The organism is Marinobacter sp. (genome assembly GCF_033722735.1).
In the GTDB taxonomy this organism is placed as follows: domain Bacteria; phylum Pseudomonadota; class Gammaproteobacteria; order Pseudomonadales; family Oleiphilaceae; genus Marinobacter.
On sequence record NZ_JAWVYN010000021.1, the window covers coordinates 38,489 to 59,153 of the forward strand.

15 protein-coding genes are annotated in these 20,665 nt (G+C 60.0%); 10 read left to right on the forward strand and 5 right to left on the reverse strand.

Annotation, left to right across the window (positions count from 1 at the left end; translation table 11 throughout):
- The first annotated feature begins 8 nt into the window (after nucleotides 1–8).
- The gene (locus tag R3175_RS14550; RefSeq protein ID WP_318945048.1) at nucleotides 9–3,491 is read left to right on the forward strand and encodes a pilus assembly protein; all 3,483 of its coding nucleotides are present in this window, start codon (nucleotides 9–11) and stop codon (nucleotides 3,489–3,491) included.
- A gap of 63 nt (nucleotides 3,492–3,554) precedes the next feature.
- Entirely contained in the window at nucleotides 3,555–3,956 is a 402-nt protein-coding gene (locus R3175_RS14555) for a type IV pilin protein (protein ID WP_318945049.1), read from the forward strand.
- Between the two features lie 16 nt (nucleotides 3,957–3,972).
- Here R3175_RS14555 and R3175_RS18140 read toward each other — a convergent pair whose 3' ends face one another.
- The 3 genes from R3175_RS18140 to R3175_RS14565 form a co-directional block, all read right to left on the reverse strand.
- Entirely contained in the window at nucleotides 3,973–4,539 is a 567-nt protein-coding gene (locus R3175_RS18140; RefSeq protein ID WP_413231779.1) for a GspH/FimT family pseudopilin, read from the reverse strand.
- Between the two features lie 93 nt (nucleotides 4,540–4,632).
- Nucleotides 4,633–6,009 carry a sigma-54 dependent transcriptional regulator gene (locus R3175_RS14560; RefSeq protein WP_318945050.1) on the reverse strand — a complete coding sequence of 459 codons (1,377 nt, stop codon included), beginning with the start codon at nucleotides 6,007–6,009 and terminating at the stop codon, nucleotides 4,633–4,635.
- A 67-nt stretch (nucleotides 6,010–6,076) separates the two neighbouring features.
- The gene (locus R3175_RS14565) at nucleotides 6,077–7,726 is read right to left on the reverse strand and encodes a sensor histidine kinase (protein ID WP_318945051.1); all 1,650 of its coding nucleotides are present in this window, start codon (nucleotides 7,724–7,726) and stop codon (nucleotides 6,077–6,079) included.
- Nucleotides 7,727–7,819: 93 nt separating this feature from the next.
- Between R3175_RS14565 and R3175_RS14570 the strand changes: the two genes are divergently transcribed.
- Nucleotides 7,820–9,484, forward strand: coding sequence for an NAD+ synthase (locus tag R3175_RS14570; RefSeq protein ID WP_318945052.1), 1,665 nt, complete (start codon nucleotides 7,820–7,822; stop codon nucleotides 9,482–9,484).
- 75 nt (nucleotides 9,485–9,559) lie between these two features.
- On the opposite strand, the gene R3175_RS14575 is transcribed toward R3175_RS14570, so the two are convergent.
- Nucleotides 9,560–10,399 (reverse strand): outer membrane protein assembly factor BamD, encoded by an 840-nt coding sequence (locus R3175_RS14575; protein WP_318945053.1) that lies wholly within the window; start codon nucleotides 10,397–10,399, stop codon nucleotides 9,560–9,562.
- 136 nt (nucleotides 10,400–10,535) lie between these two features.
- Here R3175_RS14575 and rluD point away from each other — a divergent pair, with 136 nt between their 5' ends.
- The 3 genes from rluD (at nucleotide 10,536) to clpB (ending at nucleotide 15,008) form a co-directional block, all read left to right on the forward strand.
- Nucleotides 10,536–11,513 (forward strand): 23S rRNA pseudouridine(1911/1915/1917) synthase RluD, encoded by a 978-nt coding sequence (gene rluD / locus R3175_RS14580; protein WP_318945054.1) that lies wholly within the window; start codon nucleotides 10,536–10,538, stop codon nucleotides 11,511–11,513.
- Complete coding sequence (gene pgeF, locus R3175_RS14585) at nucleotides 11,503–12,264, forward strand: peptidoglycan editing factor PgeF (RefSeq protein ID WP_318945055.1); 762 nt, start codon at nucleotides 11,503–11,505, stop codon at nucleotides 12,262–12,264. Before rluD ends, pgeF begins: the two co-directional genes overlap by 11 nt.
- A 167-nt stretch (nucleotides 12,265–12,431) precedes the next feature.
- Complete coding sequence (gene clpB / locus R3175_RS14590; RefSeq protein ID WP_318945056.1) at nucleotides 12,432–15,008, forward strand: ATP-dependent chaperone ClpB; 2,577 nt, start codon at nucleotides 12,432–12,434, stop codon at nucleotides 15,006–15,008.
- 189 nt (nucleotides 15,009–15,197) lie between these two features.
- On the opposite strand, the gene R3175_RS14595 is transcribed toward clpB, so the two are convergent.
- Complete coding sequence (locus R3175_RS14595) at nucleotides 15,198–15,641, reverse strand: DUF4124 domain-containing protein (protein ID WP_318945057.1); 444 nt, start codon at nucleotides 15,639–15,641, stop codon at nucleotides 15,198–15,200.
- Nucleotides 15,642–16,157: 516 nt separating this feature from the next.
- Between R3175_RS14595 and R3175_RS14600 the strand changes: the two genes are divergently transcribed.
- The 4 genes from R3175_RS14600 to pssA all read left to right on the forward strand — a co-directional run bounded on the left by R3175_RS14600 (nucleotide 16,158) and on the right by pssA (nucleotide 20,432).
- Nucleotides 16,158–17,876, forward strand: a complete 1,719-nt coding sequence (locus R3175_RS14600; RefSeq protein WP_318945058.1) for an acetolactate synthase 3 large subunit — start codon at nucleotides 16,158–16,160, stop codon at nucleotides 17,874–17,876.
- Between the two features lie 5 nt (nucleotides 17,877–17,881).
- A complete protein-coding gene (gene ilvN, locus R3175_RS14605; protein WP_271980019.1) occupies nucleotides 17,882–18,373 on the forward strand; it encodes an acetolactate synthase small subunit in 492 nt (163 codons plus the stop codon).
- A gap of 64 nt (nucleotides 18,374–18,437) precedes the next feature.
- Nucleotides 18,438–19,454 (forward strand): ketol-acid reductoisomerase, encoded by a 1,017-nt coding sequence (ilvC, locus tag R3175_RS14610; protein WP_318945059.1) that lies wholly within the window; start codon nucleotides 18,438–18,440, stop codon nucleotides 19,452–19,454.
- A gap of 138 nt (nucleotides 19,455–19,592) precedes the next feature.
- Nucleotides 19,593–20,432: a CDP-diacylglycerol--serine O-phosphatidyltransferase gene (pssA, locus tag R3175_RS14615; protein WP_318945060.1), complete on the forward strand. Its 840-nt coding sequence runs from the start codon at nucleotides 19,593–19,595 to the stop codon at nucleotides 20,430–20,432.
- Nucleotides 20,433–20,665: the final 233 nt, after the last annotated feature.

A 20,665-nucleotide genomic window follows, 5' to 3' on the forward strand; every position in this document is an offset into this window, starting at 1 on the left:
GAATGGAAATGAACAAGACAGTGAGCCAGCTTCGTAACTTCGCTTTAGCGGTGGCGCTAATCGCACCGGTTTCTGGCTATGCCGCGCCGGGGACGCTGGCCACCGAGCCCCTTTATCTGGCGTCGGTGGTGGACCCCAACCTGATGTTCATTATGGACGATTCGGGGTCCATGTCCTGGGGGTTTATGCCGGACAGCGTGGACGCCGGGTTTCTGAACGCCTCGCCAGAGGATGATTTCCACGTCAAGGACTGTTCGGGCACCGTGGTTTACGGCAATCGAAGATTCTGTATTGTGGACATCTCCGATGCGTACTATTTGGCGGCCGCCACCGTTAACAAAGCCTATTACGATCCGACGGTCCGGTATGAGCCGCCAGTAAAAAGTGATGGGACTTTTTATTCCGATGCCAGTTACACCAGCGCCCCGATAAATGGATACGATTCGTCTTCCGCAACCATTGATCTATCCACTGAATATACCGCCATCATGGATGAAGATGACTTCTACTGGGGGTATTTTGACCTGGATAACGATGGCGACCTGGATCAGGTCGATGATGTGGTCTTGAGTCCTACAGGGAAAGTGGGGGAAGCGTTCTATTACACGGAGAAAGATTCCTGTAGCGACGTTGTCGCCAACAGCTGTTATAACGGCCCTCTAAATCCCTCAACGGATGCCGAGAAACAGAACTTCGCCAACTGGTTTTCCTACTATCGCAATCGGCTGATGGCTTCAAAGGCCGGGATCGGTTCGGCATTTTCCTCCTTGCCGTCCAACATTCGCCTTGGTTGGGGCTCCATCAACACGGGAAGCGGCACCGTGGACGATGCTTCGAGCATTCGAGCCGTAATCCAGGGGGTACGCCCCTATGATTCAACCCAGAAGGATAATTTCTACAACTGGTTGTACGGTGAAACCACTCAGAGTGGCGGTACCCCCCTGCGACGGGCATTAGAGGGCGCCGGGAAATATCTCGAGAACAGCGAGCGGTCCTGGGCCGACGATCCGTCCGCGGCTGTGGATTCAACGACCAACCCTACCCGTGAGTGCCGTCAGGCTTTTTCCATCTTGATGACCGATGGCTACTACAACGGTGATGACCCGGCCGCCGAGACAGAGGAAGCTGACGATACCGATGGGGCCGTCATCAGTAATCCGGATGGGACCTCGTACCAGTATATCGCTGCCGATCCTTTCAAGGATGGGGAGGCTAGCACTTCGACCCTCGCGGACGTTGCCATGTACTACTGGAAACGGGACATCCGTGATGACCTGTCAAACAAGGTGCCAACCACCGATGACAACCCGGCGTTCTGGCAGCATATGGTCACCTACGGGGTTGGCCTGGGCGTGGCCGGTAACATTGATCCGACCACCGCGTTCGATGCGATTGATAGCGGCTCGGCCATTGACTGGTGGAGTGGGACCAGCAACGAAAACAAGATCAATGACCTGCTCCATGCTGCAGTGAACAGCCGTGGCGGGTTCTTCAGCGCGGCCGATCCGGACACCTTTGCCACCGAGCTGTCCGGCGTGTTGTCGACTATCGTTTCAAGTGTCGGCCAGTCAACAGGGGTTACGTTCAACACCGCGACGCTGGAGACCGATACGTTGTTGTTTGGTGCCCGCTTCGATTCCTCCAAATGGAGTGGAGAACTGTTCGCCCGTGAAATCACCGAGAACCCCACAGGGGGCGCGCCAACCGTCGCATCGCAGGACAAATGGGAAGCGGGAGAGATTCTGGATGACAGGGATCTTTCCACCAATCCACGACAAATCATCACCTTCAATGGCAGCAGTGGTGTGGCGTTTAGTTGGAGTAACCTAACCACGGCGCAGAAAGACGATTTGCGGGTTGGCGGCGATGACGCCCTTGGTCAAAGCAGGGTCAGTTACCTTCGGGGTACGGCCGTTTCGGGCATGCGGGAGCGGGACAGCCGCTTAGGTGACATCGTTCATTCAACCCCTGTGTACGTGAGCGAGCCATCCATGGGCTGGCCGACTGCCGAACCGTTCGGAGTCACGGGCAACGATTATGCGGATTTTCGTGAGGAGCAGCAGTCCCGTTCACCAGTGGTTTATGTCGCCGCAAACGATGGCATGTTGCACGCTTTCTCAGCAGCGGACAACGCCTCAGCCGGATCGGAGCTGTTTGCCTATCTGCCGGAATTTCTGTTTACAGATTCGGTGGGAGAGGGTCTACACTACCTGACCCAGCCCACTTACGCCCACCGCTTTTACAACGACCTGAGCCCCGTGGTCTCGGATGTTTACATCGAAGGCACCGGTGGCGCGGCTGCGGATTGGCGCACCATTCTCATTGGCGGCGGCCGAACCGGAGCCCAGGGCATCTACGCATTGGATATAACCAATCCGACATCGATCGATGAGACATCCGCTTCGTCCCTGGCGCTTTGGGAGTTCACCAGTGATGACGACGCCCGCATGGGACACGTGATCGAGCCGCCCACCATCGGCCTGGCTCAGTGGGGCAACAACGATTATCGCTGGACGGCGTTCTTTGGCAATGGCTATAACGCCAGCACCGATGCCACCGGTTTGTTCATGCTGGACTTGGAAGGTGGGCTGGATGGAACCTGGACCGAAGATACTGACTATCAGTTCATTGAATTGGAAACAGGAGCCGGTGCCGATGGGTTATCCGCGGTCCGGCAGCTCGATATTACTGGAGATCGCATCATCGACCGGATCTATGCTGGAGATCTGAGTGGCAATATGTGGGCAATTGAAGACAGTGGTAACGGTTCCTGGGATACGGCCTACAAGCAGGGCAGTACACCGGAGCCTCTGTTCACGGCGATCGACGCATCGACCAGTCTTGCCCAACCCATCACGGCTGCCCCTATAGTGATCAGGACCCCAGAGGAATATTCAACCGGCAATGCTCCAGACCTGATGGTGCTGTTCGGTACCGGCCAGTATCTGACGGAAAACGATCCCTCAAACACGGACACGCAGTCTTTCTATGGCATTATCGATAGTGGTACGTCGGAACTACTGCGTGCAGACCTGGTGGGCCGCACCATCACCGATAGTTCCATTGTTGTGGACGGCGTTACATTCCAGGTGCGTACTTCGTCCGGAACGGATTTGACCACGGAAGACGGCTGGTATGTTGATTTCACCACCGAGGCGGGGGAACGCATTATTCAATCTCCGCAGGTCCGGGGCGAATACGTCTTCGTAAATTCGATTGTTCCCTCCGATAACCCCTGCGATGTTGGCGGCAGTGGTTGGCTGATGGCCTTCGGGCTGGGCGGGGAAACTCCCGATCGTACCATCTGGCCTAAGTTGGGCTCCTCGTATGTGGGCTACAAGACCGAAGGGGGGCTGCCGAACCGCCCGGGCTTCCTTGGCGACTATATGTTGACGCCGCGGTCGGACGATACGATTCTGTCCGACGAAGTGAACCCCGGTACTCCGAACGAGAATTTGGGGCGGATGAGTTGGCAAGAACTTTACGAATAATAACTTATGCGGCCTGCTGCCTGAAATGAGCCAGGCGGGCCGCGCTCAAAGAATGGATGTACTATGTTGCAAGCTAGAGCATCGCGTGGGTTTACCCTGATTGAGTTGATGATTGTGGTCGCTATCATTGCGATTATTGCGGCCATCGCGATACCGAGTTACACCCAGTACGTAGAAAATGCGCGTGCGGGGGACGCCAAGGGAGCGCTGATGTCCTTGGCAAATGCCATGGAGCGCTACCATACCCAGAACAACACTTACGTCGGGGCGACGGTGGGGAGTGGGGCGGGGGATATCTTCCCAGCCGAAGCGCCGCTGGATGGCAACACCAAGTTCTATGACCTGGTCATTGTGGCAGCCAACACGACGGCCACAGCGTATCGCATCGAAGCACGACCCAAGAACGGTCAGGGCGGTGGCACCATCGCTTTGTTATCGACGGGGCAGCGAGTCAACTGGGACTAGTATCCTCCTGGGCCGTTCATGATGGATTGCAACTGACTGGAGTCCCACCGGTGCCTTCTACGATACCGTCCCCATTGCTGTCATCTGAGCGCAATGGCCTGCCGCCCATGTTTATCCTGATCTGGGAAGCGTAGCGGGGGTCGTGATCGTCCGGGCACCAGACGATATTGCCTATCGCTTCTCGAGCCCTACCGGACGGACGGAATCGGAAGTAGGGCCGGTTTGCTGATCTCACGATCAGGTATCCATGGGCTGGGGGACTAATTTGCCGAATCAGCTGAGCGGGAACTGCGAGGGACTTTGTATGAGTCGGATCCCGAAAGGCTACAATGGGCAGTTCCCAGTTTGAGCTGCAAGTCTGTGACGTGGTGAGTGGGCAAAGCGTAACGCTGGTCTGTTCGTGAATGGCGGTGTGCCGTGCCAGATTGATGAGGGCGATCAGTTCGCTGGTTGCTGAATGACGCTGTGACTGGTTCATCAGATGGCCTATTCCCGGAAAGGCACTGCCCAGCAAAATGGCGCTAATCGCCAGTACGACAAGTAATTCTACCAGGGTTAACCCTGAGGCTTTGAAATAGCTCATGTTGTATCTTCCTTGATTGATAAGGGCATCCTGCCCAGCCAGATGTTTCCGCCAACCCACATGGCGGATTTTTATTGGGGAGCCGGTTAGCGGCTACTCCATCCCCAGTTTCTTCAGTCGGTAGCGCAGTGCCCGGAAGCTGATGCCCAATCGTTTGGCGGCTGCCGTCTTGTTCCAACGGGTTGCCTCAAGAGCTTTTTCGATGGCCTGGCGCTCGATGGATTCCAGGTATCCTTCCAGGTCCAGCTCTCCTTCCGGGATGGTAGGGTTCGAGGCCTCTGCCGGCCTCGTGTCGTCAATAACGCCTTCCGCCTGCGGCGCACTCCCCAGTTGCAAATCCCCGGCCCCGATCCGGTCCTCATCACACAGCGTATACGCCCGCTCCAGGATGTTCTCCAGCTCCCGGACATTCCCCGGAAAGCTGTAGTCTTTGAGTTTCTCCAGGGCACCGTCAGTCAGGTGGGCGGGAGGGCATTCGTACTCGCTGGCGATGCGAGCCAGGATATGTTCGGCCAACAGGGCAATATCGTCCTTGCGTTGCCGCAATGGGGGCACGGCCAGTTCAATCACGTTGATCCGGTAGAACAGGTCCTGGCGAAACTCAGCCTCGCTCACCAAAGTGGGCAGGTCCTTGTGGGTGGCGCTGAGGATGCGGGTGTCCACCGACACTTCCTTGGTGTCCCCCACCGGCCGCACGGCTTTTTCCTGAATCGCCCGCAACAGCTTGACCTGCATCGCCAGGGGCAGGTCGGCGACCTCATCGAGGAACAGGGTGCCGCCATGGGCGGAGCGGAACAGACCGTCCTTGTTGTCCACCGCCCCGGTGAAACTGCCTTTCTTGTGGCCGAAGAATTCGCTTTCCATCAGCTCGCCGGGAATGGCACCGCAGTTGACGGCCACGAACGGTCCCTCAGAACGGGGGCCCTGCAGGTGAATCATGCGGGCCACCAGTTCCTTACCGCTGCCGGATTCACCGCTGATGAACACCGGCGCCTGGCTGCGGGCCAGCTTGCGGACCTGGTTACGCAGCCGCTTGATCTGCTGGGAGTTGCCCAGTAGCAGACCCGGCTCATCCTTGGCCTCGGCGGGCTCGTCGGGGACCGTTGCCAGTTTCAGGGCGCTGTTGACCAGTTCCCGCAGGCGGGGGAGTTCCACCGGTTTGGAGACGAAGTCAAAGGCTCCGGCCTTGAGGGCCTCAATGGCGGTGTCCATGCAGCCGTAGGCGGTAATCACGGCGACGGGCGTCTGTGGGCTGTGGCCCTGGATCCAGTGCACCAGTTCAATGCCATTGCCATCCGGCAGGTTCATGTCCGTCAGGCACAGCTGGGGTTGGTGCTCGCTGAGCAGCGCCTGGGCAGAGGTGACGTCTTCCGCGGTGAGCACGGTAACCCCCATCCGGGTCAGGGTGATTTCCAGCAAGTCTCGGATATCGGGCTCGTCGTCCACAATGAGTGCGGTGTGGTTGGTCATGGGGTCCTGTCGTTTCCTGGCTGTTACTACAATGCTGCGGTCACTGGCTGGAGCCGGCTGGGGGCCACTAGATCAGCCGTCCGTGATGGGCGAAAGTGATCCGAAAGCAGCTGCCCGGTTGGTCGTCGTCCAGCAGTGACAGGTGGGCCTGGTTAGCCTCGCACAGTTCCCTGGCCAGATAAAGTCCCAGGCCGGTGCCGCTTTTGTCGGTTGTGAAGAAAGGCTCGAATATGGAGTTGCGGGCGTCCGGTGCAATGCCCGGACCGGCGTCGCGAATGTCCACATAGCTCCGCTCGCCGTCGTCGGTGATCCCGGCATGAATGGTCAGACTGGCCTTGCCGGTCTGTTGCTTGCTGTAACGCAGGCCGTTGTCACACAGGTTAACCAGCACCTGCTCCAGTTGGCTACGATCGAAACGGGCCGGTGGCAGGTTGGGGGCCAGGTCGAGGGTAATGTCGGGCGCTCCGTCGGACTGGGTCTCCCGGATCTGGTGGTAATCCTCGACAAATTCCCTCAGCCAGGCGGCCACGTCCACCAGATCGGTGTTGGCGGCGCGGCGTCGGGACAGCTCCAGGACGTTCTCGATGATGCCGTTCACCCGCCGCGAATGGCGCTGGATAATGTCCAGCATCTTGCGATCGCCAGCGTCCAGGTGGTCGGCTTCGGCCATCAACTGGGCGGCATGGCTGATGGCGCCCAGCGGGTTGCGGATTTCGTGGGCAATGCCGGCGGTCAGGCGCCCGAGGGAGGCCAGCTTCATTTGCTGGGCCTGTTGGGTGACTTTGCTGATGTCCTCCACGAAGACCAGGATGTGGTCCCGGCCTTCGTGATCCAGTCGGGTAAAGTTGGCCTGCAGCATGGGGGAGGTATCACTGGCCCGGAACGGTTCCGAGCGTTGCAACGGTTGCTGTTGCCAGTCGTCCAGTCGTTCGCGTAGGGGCCCTGGCAGGGCGCGGCCTTTTACCGAGATTGGCTGGTCCTCGATATTGGGCAGGCCGAACAGCAGTTCCTCCGCCGCCGCGTTCGCCAGCCGGATCTGACCAAAGGAGTCGACCACGACGATGCCGGTGCGCATGCGCTGGATGATCTGCTGATTGATCTGTTCCAGCTCCAGAATGCTCTGGGCCCGGTGGCTGGCCAGCGCTTCACTGCGGGCCATGCGCCGGGTGATGTTCTGCAGGATAAAGGCGGCGGCGAAGTAGAGAATGCCCAGGGTGCCGGCGCGTACGATCACATCGACATTCTGGTCCTGGGTCAGGATGGTCCAGCTCGCCAGCCCCAGGGAGCCGATGGCCGCCAGCGCGGCATAGAGGGTACCGATGCGTGTGGGCGAGAGGATGTTGCCGGCCGCCACGGAGACGATGATCAGGTTGGCCAGTCCGCTGGCGATGCCGGAGGTAAACAGCAGGAAACTGTGCAGGAACAGGATATCCAGCAACACCGAGAGACTGATGTGACGGGCCTGCGGCTTGAACCCGGCCAGCAGCAGTAGGGCCACGAAGACATTCAGCGAGAGGTAGCTGAACACGCTGACCTGGTAGTAGTCGGGCATCCGGAACGCCGTGCCGAACTCTGCCGGGTCCAGGAAGAGCAGGCCTGCCAGCAACAGGCTGATGGCCACCCGGTAGTGGTTATAGATTCGAAACAGCTTGCCGCGCTGGTCCGTGTTGCGCGGTTCCGTCTGGGCCAGAGTTGGCGAGGGGGCGGTCGTGGTCATGAGGCAGCGTGATCCTTTACCCAAAAGCAGGAAATCCGGAGCAGGTCGGGTTTATAATAGCCTTTTAACGGCAATGAGTTACAGGAGCACGCAATGGCAACTTCCCCCGATCAGGTCACCCAGGATTCCGCGGTTCCGAAATTGCGGGTGGTGATGGCGCAGGTGGACTTCCTGGTGGGGGATATTCCGGGCAACACTCAGTTGGTGATAGAAGCGGCCGTCAGGGCCAGCGCCGAGCACCAGGCTGACGTGGTGGTGTTTCCCGAGCTCTGCCTGACCGGCTACCCCCCGGAGGACCTGTTGCTTCGGCCCAGTCTCGACCTGCGCATCCAGGAGGCCCTGGATACGCTGATTGACGCCAACCTGCCCACAACCGTGGTGATTGGCGCGCCACTGCGACACAAAGGCCTGCTCTACAACGCCGCCCTGGTGATCGAGCAGGGGGAGATGACCCATCGCTACCACAAGCGGTTCCCACCCAACTATCAGGTGTTCGATGAAAAGCGCTACTTTGCCGCCGGTGCCCAAACCTGCGTGGCCAATATCCAGGGCGTGCCGGTTGGCATTACCGTGTGCGAGGACCTCTGGAGCGATGGTCCGGTGGAAGACGCCGCGGCCGCCGGTGCCAAGTTGATCCTCAACCTCAACGCCTCCCCCTACGACATCGACAAGCAGGTCACCCGCAAGGCCCTGCTGGAGAGAAAATCACGGGAAAACCAGGTCAGCATCGTCTATACCAACCTGCTGGGTGGCCAGGACGAGCTGGTGTTTGATGGCGGCTCCATGGTGTACGACCACTCCGGAGCGCTGGCGGTGGAGGCGCCCCAGTTTGTGGAGGGGCTGTTCCCGGTGGACTTCCTGGTGGAGCACCACTGCCAGCCGGTGTCCCAGCCGCCGATTCCGGAACCCTCGCTGGAAGAGAATGTTTACCGCGCCCTGGTTCTGGGGGTGCGGGACTACGTCAACAAGAATGGCTTCAAGTCGGTGGTACTGGGACTGTCCGGCGGTATCGACTCGGCGGTGACCCTGGCGGTAGCGGTGGATGCCCTGGGGGCTGACCGGGTTCGGGCGGTCATGATGCCGTTCCGGTACACCTCCAGCATGAGCCTGGAAGACGCGGAGGCGGAGGCCACTGCCCTGGGTGTCCACTATGACGTGTTCTCCATCGAGCCCATGTACGACGCCTTCATGGCCTCACTGGCCAAGCCCTTCGAGGGCACCCGGCCGGATACCACCGAGGAGAACCTCCAGGCCCGGCTGCGGGGTGTGCTGTTGATGTCACTGTCCAACAAGTTTGGGGCCCTGGTGCTGACCACCGGCAACAAGAGCGAGATGGCGGTGGGCTACTCCACACTCTACGGCGACATGGCCGGTGGTTTCGATGTGCTCAAGGACGTGCCGAAAACCCTGGTCTATCGCCTGGCCCGCTACCGCAATGCCGAGTCTGAGGTGATTCCCGAGCGGGTGATCACCCGGCCGCCCTCGGCCGAGCTGGCGCCGGGGCAGAAGGACGAGGACAGCCTGCCGGACTACGACGTGCTGGACCGCATACTCAACCTCTATGTGGAGCGGGACTACAGCGCCGAGGCCATCGTGGCCGAAGGCTTTGACCGGGCGGACGTCGAGCGGGTGGTGCGGCTGGTGGATCTGAACGAGTACAAGCGCCGCCAGGCTCCCATCGGGGTGCGGATCACCGAGCGGGGCTTTGGCAAGGACCGGCGTTACCCGATCACCAACAAATGGAAAATCGGCAAGTAAGGGGGGGCCGGCCTGTCAGCTAACGTGGCAGGCCGCTTGTACCCCATCGGATGACGGTGAGCGCGGCGAATCGCGTCAGTCTTCTTCATCCCCAAACAGCCCAAAGCTCACCACGCTCAGGAGGGAGCGGTCCTGACGCTTCAGCAGGCTGGGCTGGAACTTCATCTCCGCTGTGAACGCCTCGCTGTCCGGGAAATTGATAGCCAGCAACTGAATGGCGTCGTCAGCGGCCTCCTCCAGCCCCATGAACTGGTAGGTCTCAGCCATGATGATCAGGGCTTCCTCCATGGCGGGGGTGGTGGAGAAGTTCTCGAATACATAGCGTGCCCGGTTGTTGGCGGCCAGGTAGGCCTCACGCTTGATGTAATAGCGTGCCGCCTGCAGTTCCAGGTTGGCCATGCGGTTACGGATGGCGATCATGCGCTGGCGGGCGTCGGCGGCGTATTCGCTGTCCGGGTAGCGGTTCAGCAAGGTGGAGAAATCCTGGAAGGCCTGGCGTTGCTCGCCGGGATCGCGGGCACTGTTATCGACGGGGAAGTAGCGTCCCGCCAGGCTGATGTCCAGATTGTAGGATGCCACGCCGCGCAGGTACAGGGCGTAGTCGGCGTGTTCGCTCTGGGGGTTCAGGCGCAGGAAGCGGTCAGCCGCGGCCCGGGCCCCTTCGAGGTCGAGATTCTGGTAGCGGGCATAGATCAGGTCGAGCTGGGCCTGCTCCGCATAACGGCCAAAGGGGTAGTAGGTCTCCAGGAAGTCCAGGTTGCGCTCTGCCTCGCTGAAGTTGCCAGAGTTCATTGCGTCCCGGGCATTCTCGTAATATACCTCTTCCGGCAGGACCTGTTCTTGCGACTTGTTGGCGCAACCGGTGAGTCCCACAACCAGGAAACTCAGTAGAATGACGCGAAAAACTGATCTCATGCCGGAATCCCGTATAATGATCGAAGCTGAGTGACCGGCCATTGTAACGGGGATAGTCCCGCTTGTGCAGTAGCCGCCGGCCTCGCCGCCAGAAATCTGTTCGAAACGTAATCTTATTCAACCGACCGGGCCGTGAATGACCTCTGACAACCGCATCTCCGAATCCTACGTAATCCCGCCGGAACTCAGCGATCGCCGGCTCGACCAGGCCGCGGCGGCGTTGATGCCGGAACACTCCCGGTCGCGCCTGCAGGGCTGGATCAAGAGCGGTGCATTGACCGTCAACGGCCAGACCCGCAAGCCGCGGGACAAGGTGATGCTGGATGACCGTCTGGAACTGGAGGCAGAGCCGGAAGTGCAGGTGGCCTGGCAGGCGCAATCCATCGAGCTGGAGGTGGTCTACGAAGACGAACACCTGTTGGTGATCAATAAGCCGGCTGGGCTGGTGGTGCACCCGGCGGCCGGTCATGCCGATGGCACCCTGGTCAACGCGTTGCTTCATCATGCCCCGGAAGTGGAAAACCTGCCCCGTGCCGGCATTGTCCATCGTCTCGATAAGGACACCTCGGGCATCATGGTGGTGGCCCGCAGCCTGATTGCCCATACCTCCCTGGTGGACCAGTTGCAGACCCGCACCATGGGGCGGGAATACGAGGCCGTGATCGTGGGGACGCTGACCGGCGGTGGCACGGTGGATGCCCCCATCGGCCGTCATCCCCGGGACCGCAAGAAGATGGCGGTGGTCGAGGCCGGCAAACCGGCGGTGACCCATTATCGGCTGCTGGAACGGTTCGTCGCCCATACCCACATCCGCTGTCAGCTCGAAAGCGGCCGTACCCACCAGATCCGGGTCCATATGAGCCACGTCAAGCATCCGCTGGTGGGGGATCCGGTCTACGGCGGACGGATCAAACTGCCCAAAGGGGCAACCGATGAACTGCGCGACGCCCTCGGAGGGTTCCACCGACAGGCGCTGCATGCCCGCCGGTTGACGCTGGAGCACCCGGCCACCGGCGAACTGATGAGCTGGGAGACGCCCCTGCCAGTGGATATGGAGGCGCTGCTGGCAGCCCTGCGCCAACACCGGGAGGCATTGGCGCAGCGTGACTTCTGAGCTTGCCGTCATCACCCCGGACTGGCCCGCGCCGGCCCAGGTGCGGGCCGGCTGCACCACCCGCCAGGGCGGGGTAAGTGCGTCGATGTGGGCGTCGCTGAACCTGGGCTCGCATGTTCAGGATAATGAGGCCGACGTGCAGGAAAATCGTCGTCGCCTGGCGGATTGGTCGGGATTGCCGCCGGATCGTTTTTACTGGCTGAACCAGGTTCATGGCACGGCAGTGGCCTGCGTACCGGTCGAGGGAGTACCGGAGGCAGACGCCGGTGTCACCGGCCAGGCCGGGCAGGTGTGCACGGTGCTGACCGCTGACTGCCTGCCGGTGCTGTTCTGTGATCTTGCCGGGTCCCGCGTCGCCGCGGTTCACGCCGGCTGGCGGGGGTTGTGCGGTGGCGTGCTGGAGCAAACCGTGGCGGCTTTGGGCCGTCCGCCAGAGCAGCTCTTGGCCTGGCTCGGGCCGGCCATCGGTCCGGAGGCCTTCGAGGTTGGTGGTGAGGTGCGCGAGGCATTCGTTCAGGCTGACGCACAGGCGGCATCGGCGTTCCGGGCCAGTCCGGCGCATTCCGGACATTACCTCGCGGACCTCTACCGGCTGGCGCGGCAGCGCCTGCGGTCGCTCGGTCTGACGCAGATTTATGGCGGGGAGTACTGCACCGTGTCCGACCCGACCCGCTTCTTCTCCTACCGTCGAGACGGCATCACCGGCCGTATGGCCAGCGTGATCTGGATTGAGTCCGGGTCCGAATCCTGATCCTCGTCAAAAAACTGACGGTTTTTGACGGCACTCGCTTGAAGTCCCCTCCGCAGTCCCTACATATACTTTCAAAGCACACTGAAAACAATCTGCAGTGCGTTTGGTGCCGTGATCGGCGAACTTGTGTACCAGGCTGCATTCAGTAAATCAGGGACTCGTACATCATGAGAATCGACAAATTGACGAGCCGGTTACAGACCGCGCTGGCCGACGCCCAATCCCTTGCGGTGGGTAAGGACCACAACTTTATCGAGCCGCTGCATCTGATGCTGGCGCTGCTGGATCAGGAGGGCAGTTCGATCAAGCCGCTGCTGAAACAGGTGGGGGTGGAGCCCGGTCGCCTGCGTCAGGCGGTGGTCACCGAGATCGACAAACTGCCGGAGGTTCAGGGATCCGCCGGTGATGTGTCCATGTCGAACGACATGGGGCGCCTGTTCAATATTGCCGACAAGCTGGCACAGCAACACAAGGACCAGTTTATTTCCAGCGAACTGATGTTGCTGGCGGCGCTGGAGGACCGTGGCACGCTGGGACGGGTGCTGCGGGAGCAGGGCGTGGACAAGGCCGCCCTGCAGGGAGCAATCGAGCAGATCCGTGGTGGTGAATCGGTCAACGATGCCTCCGCGGAAGAGAACCGCCAGGCGCTGGACAAGTACACCATTGACCTGACCGAACGGGCCCGGGCTGGCAAGTTGGACCCGGTCATCGGGCGCGACGATGAGATCCGCCGCACGATCCAGGTGCTGCAGCGTCGGCGCAAAAACAACCCGGTGCTCATCGGTGAGCCCGGCGTGGGTAAGACTGCCATTGTCGAGGGTCTGGCGCAGCGTATCGTCAACGGCGAAGTGCCGGAGGGGCTGCAAGGCAAGAAGGTGCTGTCTCTGGATATGGGCGCACTCATCGCCGGTGCCAAGTTCCGTGGCGAATTCGAGGAGCGTCTCAAGGCGGTGCTCAACGAGCTGGCCAAGCAGGAAGGTCAGATCATCCTGTTCATCGACGAGCTGCACACCATGGTGGGAGCCGGCAAGGCCGAGGGCGCAATGGATGCCGGCAACATGCTCAAGCCAGCCCTGGCGCGGGGCGAGCTGCACTGCGTGGGCGCCACCACCCTGGACGAGTACCGGGAGAACATCGAGAAGGACGCCGCCCTGGAGCGCCGCTTCCAGAAGGTGTTGGTGTCCGAACCCGGCGAGGAGGACACCATCGCCATCCTGCGGGGGCTCAAGGAGCGGTATGAGGTGCACCACGGGGTGGAGGTGACCGACGCCGCCATTATCGCCGCCGCCAAGCTGTCCCATCGTTACATCACCGACCGGCAACTGCCGGACAAGGCCATCGACCTGGTGGACGAGGCGGCCAGCCAGATCCGTATGGAGATGGATTCCAAACCGGAGGCGCTGGATCGTCTGGAGCGTCGCCTGATCCAGCTGAAGATTGAGCGGGAAGCGCTCAAGAAGGAGACCGATGCGGCCTCCAAGAAGCGGCTGGAGGAGCTGTCCGGGGTCATTGGCGATATCGAGCGCGAGTATGCCGATCTGGAGGAGGTGTGGAACACCGAGAAGGCGGCCCTGCACGGCTCGCAGAAGATCAAGAGCCAGTTGGAGCAGGCCAGGATCGATCTGGAAAACGCCCGCCGGGCGGGCAACCTGGCGGAGATGTCCGAATTGCAATACGGCCGGATTCCGGAGCTGGAACGCCAGCTGGATATGGCGAGCCAGGCCGAAATGATGGAGATGAAGCTGCTGCGCAACCGGGTCACCGACGAGGAGATCGCGGAAGTGGTCTCCAAGTGGACCGGCATCCCGGTGTCCAAGATGCTGGAAGGTGAGCGCGACAAGCTGATGCGGATGGAAGAGGCGCTGCACGAACGGGTGATCGGGCAGGATGAGGCGGTGGAGGCCGTGGCCAATGCGGTTCGTCGTTCCCGGGCGGGGCTGTCGGATCCGAACCGGCCCAACGGCTCCTTCCTGTTTCTGGGGCCGACCGGGGTGGGCAAGACCGAGTTGTGCAAGTCGCTGGCGGCCTTCCTGTTCGATACCGAAGAGGCCATGGTGCGCATCGACATGTCCGAGTTCATGGAGAAGCATTCGGTGGCCCGGCTGATCGGCGCGCCTCCCGGTTATGTGGGTTACGAGGAAGGTGGCTACCTGACCGAGGCGGTGCGTCGCCGGCCCTATTCGGTGCTGTTGCTGGACGAGGTGGAGAAGGCGCACCCGGACGTGTTCAACATCCTGCTGCAGGTGTTGGAGGACGGTCGCCTTACCGACGGCCAGGGTCGGACGGTGGATTTCCGCAATACCGTGATTGTCATGACCTCCAACCTGGGTTCCGACATCATCCAGCAGAAGGCCGGGGAAGAGCAGTACGAAGCCATGAAGGCCGCGGTGATGGAAGTGGTGGGCACCCATTTCCGCCCCGAGTTCATCAACCGGGTCGACGAGGTGGTGGTCTTTCATCCGCTCGGCAGCGAGCAGATCCACGGCATCGCCAAGGTCCAGATCGAGCTGCTCAACAAGCGGCTGAAGGATCAGGAGATGGCGCTGGTACTGGAAGACTCCGCCATGAACCTGCTGGCGGAAGTGGGCTACGACCCGGTCTACGGGGCTCGTCCCCTGAAACGGGCCATCCAGCGGATGATCGAGAACCCGCTGGCCCAGCAGCTGCTAAAAGGGGAGTTTGTGCCGGGGGATACCATCAAGGCGTCGGTGTCCGGGCACGAGCTGGTGTTCGGCAAGCAGTAAGCTTGTTGGCAAAGGGGCCATGAGAGGTTGTGTTAAAACGTAATGAGCGTCGGCTAGGCGCCGCAACATTCGGCGAAAAAACGCAGTTCCTGTGCGATAAACGAGCATTTTGAGCCGACTTTTAACGACGCATAGCTGAGTGCAATGGTTTTTACACCGCCTCCATGAGCCTCCTGTTGAGAGTGGCGGTTAGGGTTGATTGGCGGCGGGGCCGCAGTTGTCATCGGCAATCTGCTGGAAGCTCGCCTTTTGCTCGGCGATCTCCTCGGGAGTAAGGTAGCGCTTCTCCCCATTTTCCTCGACCTGGACCCGGCCGTAGGAGTTCAGGATGGCCAGGTTGCTGCGCGCGGTTTCACAGTTTGCCTGACGCTGTTTCTGGCGGGCTTCCTCGACGGCGGAAAGGCGTTCCTGTTCTTCCTCGCTGCGCTGGCGCTCCTCCAGCGCCCCCATCCGCTCCTGGGGGGTCGGACCGCTAGTGGGCCCAGTGGAGCCGCCTGTTCGTATGTTGACGGACTCGGCTCTGGTGCCGGTTGGCTGGCGGTCGCCAAAGTGCGTCACGCCCTCTTCATCGGTCCACTTATAGACGGATTCCCCGAAACCGGTGGCAGGGGCCAGTGCAACAATAACTGCCAAAACAAGTGATCTGCTCTTCATGCCTATACTCGTGATCCATGGGTTGATCGCAGGTAGCCGATGGAACCCGCTGTTGTTTTATTTAGCTATTGTGGGGCTATTTGCGAGTCCTGTGCAATTTCCTGATTCACAGAATGGACACAGTATGGCAGACCTTTGATTGCCATGCCGGTGGAATCTCTTGAGCGCCGCTATTGACAGGGAGTTTCGCGCTGTCACAATTACCGATTGCCTGAAGACAGGGGTCAATACGGCAGGCAATCCCGAGCAAGTATCCCCCGTTAATTACCACACTGAACAGCACGCGTCGTACGCGCAAATGGTTGTTGCACTTGTGCAACCCGTTGATTGGCCGCTCTCCGCAACCCTCAGGAGCGCGGTTGGCCAGGAGACAACCTCTCGTCTAATAGTGTGGCGGAACATCCGGTTCGGCTTTCACAAGAAGCTCAGATGCCGGGGATCCAGGCAACCGGGCCGAAGTCCCGGAACATTCACTCGTAGCAGAGGGTAGAAAACGTGGAGTTATTGTCTGGCGCCGACATGCTGATCCGGTCCCTGCAGGATGAGGGGATCGAATACATTTACGGCTATCCAGGTGGTGCAGCGCTGCATATCTATGATGCGCTGTTTAGGCAGGACAAAGTCAAGCATATTCTGGTTCGTCACGAACAGGCGGCGGTGCACATGGCCGACGGCTACGCCCGTGCGACCGGAAAACCAGGTACCGTACTGGTGACCTCGGGTCCTGGAGCCACCAACACCATTACTGGCATTGCCACAGCGTTCATGGATTCCATTCCCATGGTGGTGCTGTGTGGCCAGGTGGCATCGAGCCTGATCGGTGAAGATGCCTTTCAGGAGACCGACATGATCGGGGTCTCCCGTCCGGTTGTGAAGCACAACCTGAGTGTGCGCCATCCGGAAGAAATTCCCGAGGTCATTCGCAAGGCTTACTACATAGCCTCAACCGGTCGTCCAGGGCCGGTAGTTGTGGACATTCCCAAGGACATGACCACGCCGAACGAGCGCTTTGAGTATTCGTACCCCAAGAAGGTCAAGCTGCGGTCCTACAATCCTGCAGTGCGGGGGCACGCCGGCCAGATCAAGAAAGCCGTCGATATGCTGCTGGCCGCCAAGCGGCCGATGATCTATGCCGGTGGTGGAGTTGTCCTGGGCAAGGCCTCGGATCAACTGATCGACCTGGTCCGCATGCTGGGTTACCCCATTACCAACACCCTGATGGGCATTGGTTGCTATCCGGCAACGGACAAACAGCATCTGGGCTGGCTGGGAATGCACGGGACCTACGAATCGAACATGGCGATGCATCACTCCGACCTGATTCTCTGTGTGGGTGCACGCTTCGATGACCGGGTCACCAACGCCACCGAGAAGTTCTGCCCGGGGGCTCGGATCATTCACATCGACATCGATCCGGCATCCATCTCCAAGACGGTGGAAGCGGACGTGCCCATTGTTGGACCGGTGGATGCCGTACTGAAAGAGATGATCGCCCTGGTCAAGGAGGCCAAGGAGAAGCCGGATGCCGAGGCGCTGGCGGCCTGGTGGAAGCAGATTGACGAGTGGCGGGCTTTCCATGGCATGCGTTATGAAACCAGCCCGGACGTGATCAAGCCGCAAGAGGTCATCGAGGCGCTGTGGCGACTGACCGATGGCAAGGCGTTTGTGACGTCCGACGTTGGTCAGCACCAGATGTTCGCCGCCCAGTACTACAAGTTCGACAAGCCCAATCGCTGGATCAATTCCGGTGGTCTCGGCACCATGGGCTTCGGCTTGCCCGCCGCCATGGGGGTCAAGCTGAACTTCCCGGACGACGAAGTGCTGTGCATCACCGGTGAAGGCAGTATCCAGATGAACATCCAGGAACTGTCCACCTGCAAGCAGTACGATCTACCGGTGAAGATCATCAACCTGAACAACCAGGCGCTGGGCATGGTGAAGCAGTGGCAGGACATGAACTACGAATCCCGTCACTCCCAGTCCTACATGGAATCCCTGCCGGACTTCATCAAGCTGGCCGAATCTTACGGCCACGTGGGCATTCGGATCGACAAGAAGGAAGATCTGGAGCCGAAGCTGAAAGAGGCCCTGGCGATGAAGGACAAGCTGGTGTTCCTGGACATCTATGTTGACCGCTTCGAACACGTCTACCCGATGCAGGTGGCCCGGGGTTCGATGAAAGACATGTGGCTCAGCAAAACGGAGAGGGTCTGATCACCATGCGTCGAATTATTTCCGTACTGCTGGAAAACGAGCCGGGCGCACTGTCGCGGGTGGTCGGGCTGTTTTCCCAGCGAAACTACAATATTGAGACCCTCACGGTTGCACCGACGGAAGACGAAACCCTGTCCCGGCTGACGGTCACCACCACCGGCTCGGACAAGGTGATCGAGCAGATCACCAAGCAGCTCAACAAGCTGATTGAAGTGGTCAAGCTGGTGGATCTCACCGAAGGCTCCCACATCGAGCGGGAGCTGATGCTGATCAAGCTCAAGGCGACGGGGTCCCAGCGGGCCGAGATCAAGCGGACGGTGGACATCTTCCGTGGCCAGATCGTGGACGTGACCAGCTCGGTGTACACCGTGCAACTGGCCGGGGACAGCGACAAGCTGGATGGTTTCATCCAGGCAGTCGGTACCGCGGGAGTCCTGGAAGTGGTTCGGTCCGGGGTTTCCGGGATTGCCCGGGGCGAAAAGATTCTGAGCATCTGACTACCCGATCCAGTACTCAGTGATGATTCATGGCAGCAATGCCAATACAAAGTAGAGGTTTATCATGCAGGTTTATTACGATAAGGATTGTGATCTTTCCATCATCCAGGGCAAGAAAGTTGCCATCATTGGCTACGGGTCCCAGGGCCATGCCCACGCTTGCAACCTGAAAGACTCCGGTGTGGATGTCACCGTTGGTCTGCGCCCGGGTTCCTCCTCCATTGCCAAGGCCGAGGCCCATGGCCTGAAGGTCAGTGAAGTGCCGGCTGCCGTTGCCGCCGCGGACGTCGTTATGGTGCTGACGCCGGACGAGTTCCAGGCCCAGCTGTACAAGGCCGAAATCGAGCCGAACCTGAAGCAGGGCGCTACCCTGGCGTTCGCCCACGGTTTCGCCATCCACTACAACCAGATCGTGCCGCGCAAAGATCTGGACGTGATCATGGTGGCTCCGAAGGCGCCCGGTCACACCGTTCGTACCGAGTTCACCAAGGGCGGCGGTATTCCTGATCTGATCGCAATCTTCCAGGACGCCTCCGGCAACGCCAAGAACCTGGCCCTGTCTTACGCCAGCGGCGTTGGTGGCGGTCGTACCGGTATCATCGAAACCACCTTCAAGGACGAGACCGAAACCGACCTGTTCGGTGAGCAGGCGGTTCTGTGTGGCGGCGCTGTCGAGCTGGTCAAGGCCGGCTTCGAAACCCTGACCGAGGCTGGCTATGCGCCGGAAATGGCCTACTTCGAGTGTCTGCACGAGCTCAAGCTGATCGTCGACCTGATGTACGAAGGCGGCATCGCCAACATGAACTACTCCATTTCCAACAACGCGGAATACGGTGAGTACGTGACCGGTCCCGAGGTGATCAACGACGAGTCCCGCGAAGCCATGCGCAACGCCCTGAAGCGCATTCAGAGCGGTGAGTACGCCAAGATGTTCATCTCCGAGGGGGCGCACAACTATCCGTCCATGACGGCGGCCCGTCGCAACAACGCGGCCCATCCGATCGAGCAGGTTGGTGAGAAGCTGCGCGCGATGATGCCCTGGATCGCGTCCAACAAGATCGTGGACAAGGAAAAGAACTAAGCCGAATGGCGGTTCAGGAAAGCGCGGCCCTCGATGGCCGCGTTTTTCGTTGGGGGACTTATCTCTGGTTAGGGTTGAGCGTTGGGAGGTTGGACGTCGCTGCTATACTTCCCTCCACATATTTTCAGGATGGCTGGAATGACAACCAAGAACGAAAAAACTGAACACGAACTAAAATCCGACTCCGCGGCCAGCAACGAACCGCTGCAGGATCATGCCGACGGCGAGGTGGTCGAGGAAGAGTTGGTGGAGGGGGCGCCGGTCCGGCGCAAAGGCATCTACCTGTTGCCCAATGCGCTGACCACCGCGTCCCTGTTCTCCGGCTTCTACGCCATCGTCTCTGCGGCCAACGGCGTCTTCGACAACGCGGCCATCGCGATCTTTGTGTCGATGATCCTCGATGGGCTCGATGGTCGTGTGGCCCGCATGACCAATACCCAGAGCAAGTTTGGTGAGGAGTACGACAGCCTGGCTGACATGGTGGCCTTCGGGGTAGCACCTGGGCTGGTTGCCTTTTTCTGGTCGCTGAATGGGTTGGCCCAGTTTGGTTGGGCAATCACTTTCATTTACGTGGCCGGTGCCGCTTTACGTCTTGCTCGTTTCAATACCCAGATTGGCTCTGTGGACAAGAAGTTTTTCGTTGGGTTGCCGAGTCCTTCGGCCGCTGCCTGTGTGGCCGGGTTGGTCTGGTGCTTTCACGCCTACGAGCCCGCGGGCTGGCTGACGGCGCTGACCATCGTTGTGGTGGGCGGTTGTGGTGTGCTGATGGTCAGCAACGTGCTTTATCGCAGCTTCAAAGACCTCGACCTGAGGGGGCGGGTGCCGTTTGCTGCGATTTTGCTGGTGGTTTTGATATTTGTCGTGGTGGCGCTGGACCCGGGAACCGTATTGTTTACGGGGTTCCTGATCTATGCCTTGTCCGGACCGGTTCGGGCGCTCGTTCGAAAGACCCGGCGCTCTTCAACCCGGCAGGCTTGAGCTATAATAAAGTTACTGAACAAGGGATGATCAGTTTTCGGCTTTCGGGCGGGGTTTTGTAAGGGGAGTCCGAAATATTTTGGAAATATTTCCGAAACCTCGTTGACACCTCGGCGGAGGTCTGTAGAATGCGCATCTCTTTCGAGGGGCACGCCACTTCAGCGGGCCGGAAGTCGAAAGATAACCGCTTGGTTTTATTGAAGATTTTGAGTTTCAACTTTCTTCAAATTGGC

What these genes read in the sequence shown, in the direction of transcription:
- R3175_RS14555 (WP_318945049.1), top strand. Translation starts at nt 3,555, where the DNA reads ATGTTGCAAGCTAGAGCATCGCGTGGGTTTACCCTGATTGAGTTGATG.
- R3175_RS14550 (WP_318945048.1), top strand. Translation starts at nt 9, where the DNA reads ATGAACAAGACAGTGAGCCAGCTTCGTAACTTCGCTTTAGCGGTGGCG.
- R3175_RS14565 (WP_318945051.1), bottom strand. Translation starts at nt 7,726, where the DNA reads ATGACCACGACCGCCCCCTCGCCAACTCTGGCCCAGACGGAACCGCGC.
- R3175_RS18140 (WP_413231779.1), bottom strand. Translation starts at nt 4,539, where the DNA reads ATGAGCTATTTCAAAGCCTCAGGGTTAACCCTGGTAGAATTACTTGTC.
- ilvC (WP_318945059.1), top strand. Translation starts at nt 18,438, where the DNA reads ATGCAGGTTTATTACGATAAGGATTGTGATCTTTCCATCATCCAGGGC.
- clpB (WP_318945056.1), top strand. Translation starts at nt 12,432, where the DNA reads ATGAGAATCGACAAATTGACGAGCCGGTTACAGACCGCGCTGGCCGAC.
- R3175_RS14575 (WP_318945053.1), bottom strand. Translation starts at nt 10,399, where the DNA reads ATGAGATCAGTTTTTCGCGTCATTCTACTGAGTTTCCTGGTTGTGGGA.
- ilvN (WP_271980019.1), top strand. Translation starts at nt 17,882, where the DNA reads ATGCGTCGAATTATTTCCGTACTGCTGGAAAACGAGCCGGGCGCACTG.
- rluD (WP_318945054.1), top strand. Translation starts at nt 10,536, where the DNA reads ATGACCTCTGACAACCGCATCTCCGAATCCTACGTAATCCCGCCGGAA.
- R3175_RS14560 (WP_318945050.1), bottom strand. Translation starts at nt 6,009, where the DNA reads ATGACCAACCACACCGCACTCATTGTGGACGACGAGCCCGATATCCGA.
- R3175_RS14570 (WP_318945052.1), top strand. Translation starts at nt 7,820, where the DNA reads ATGGCAACTTCCCCCGATCAGGTCACCCAGGATTCCGCGGTTCCGAAA.
- pssA (WP_318945060.1), top strand. Translation starts at nt 19,593, where the DNA reads ATGACAACCAAGAACGAAAAAACTGAACACGAACTAAAATCCGACTCC.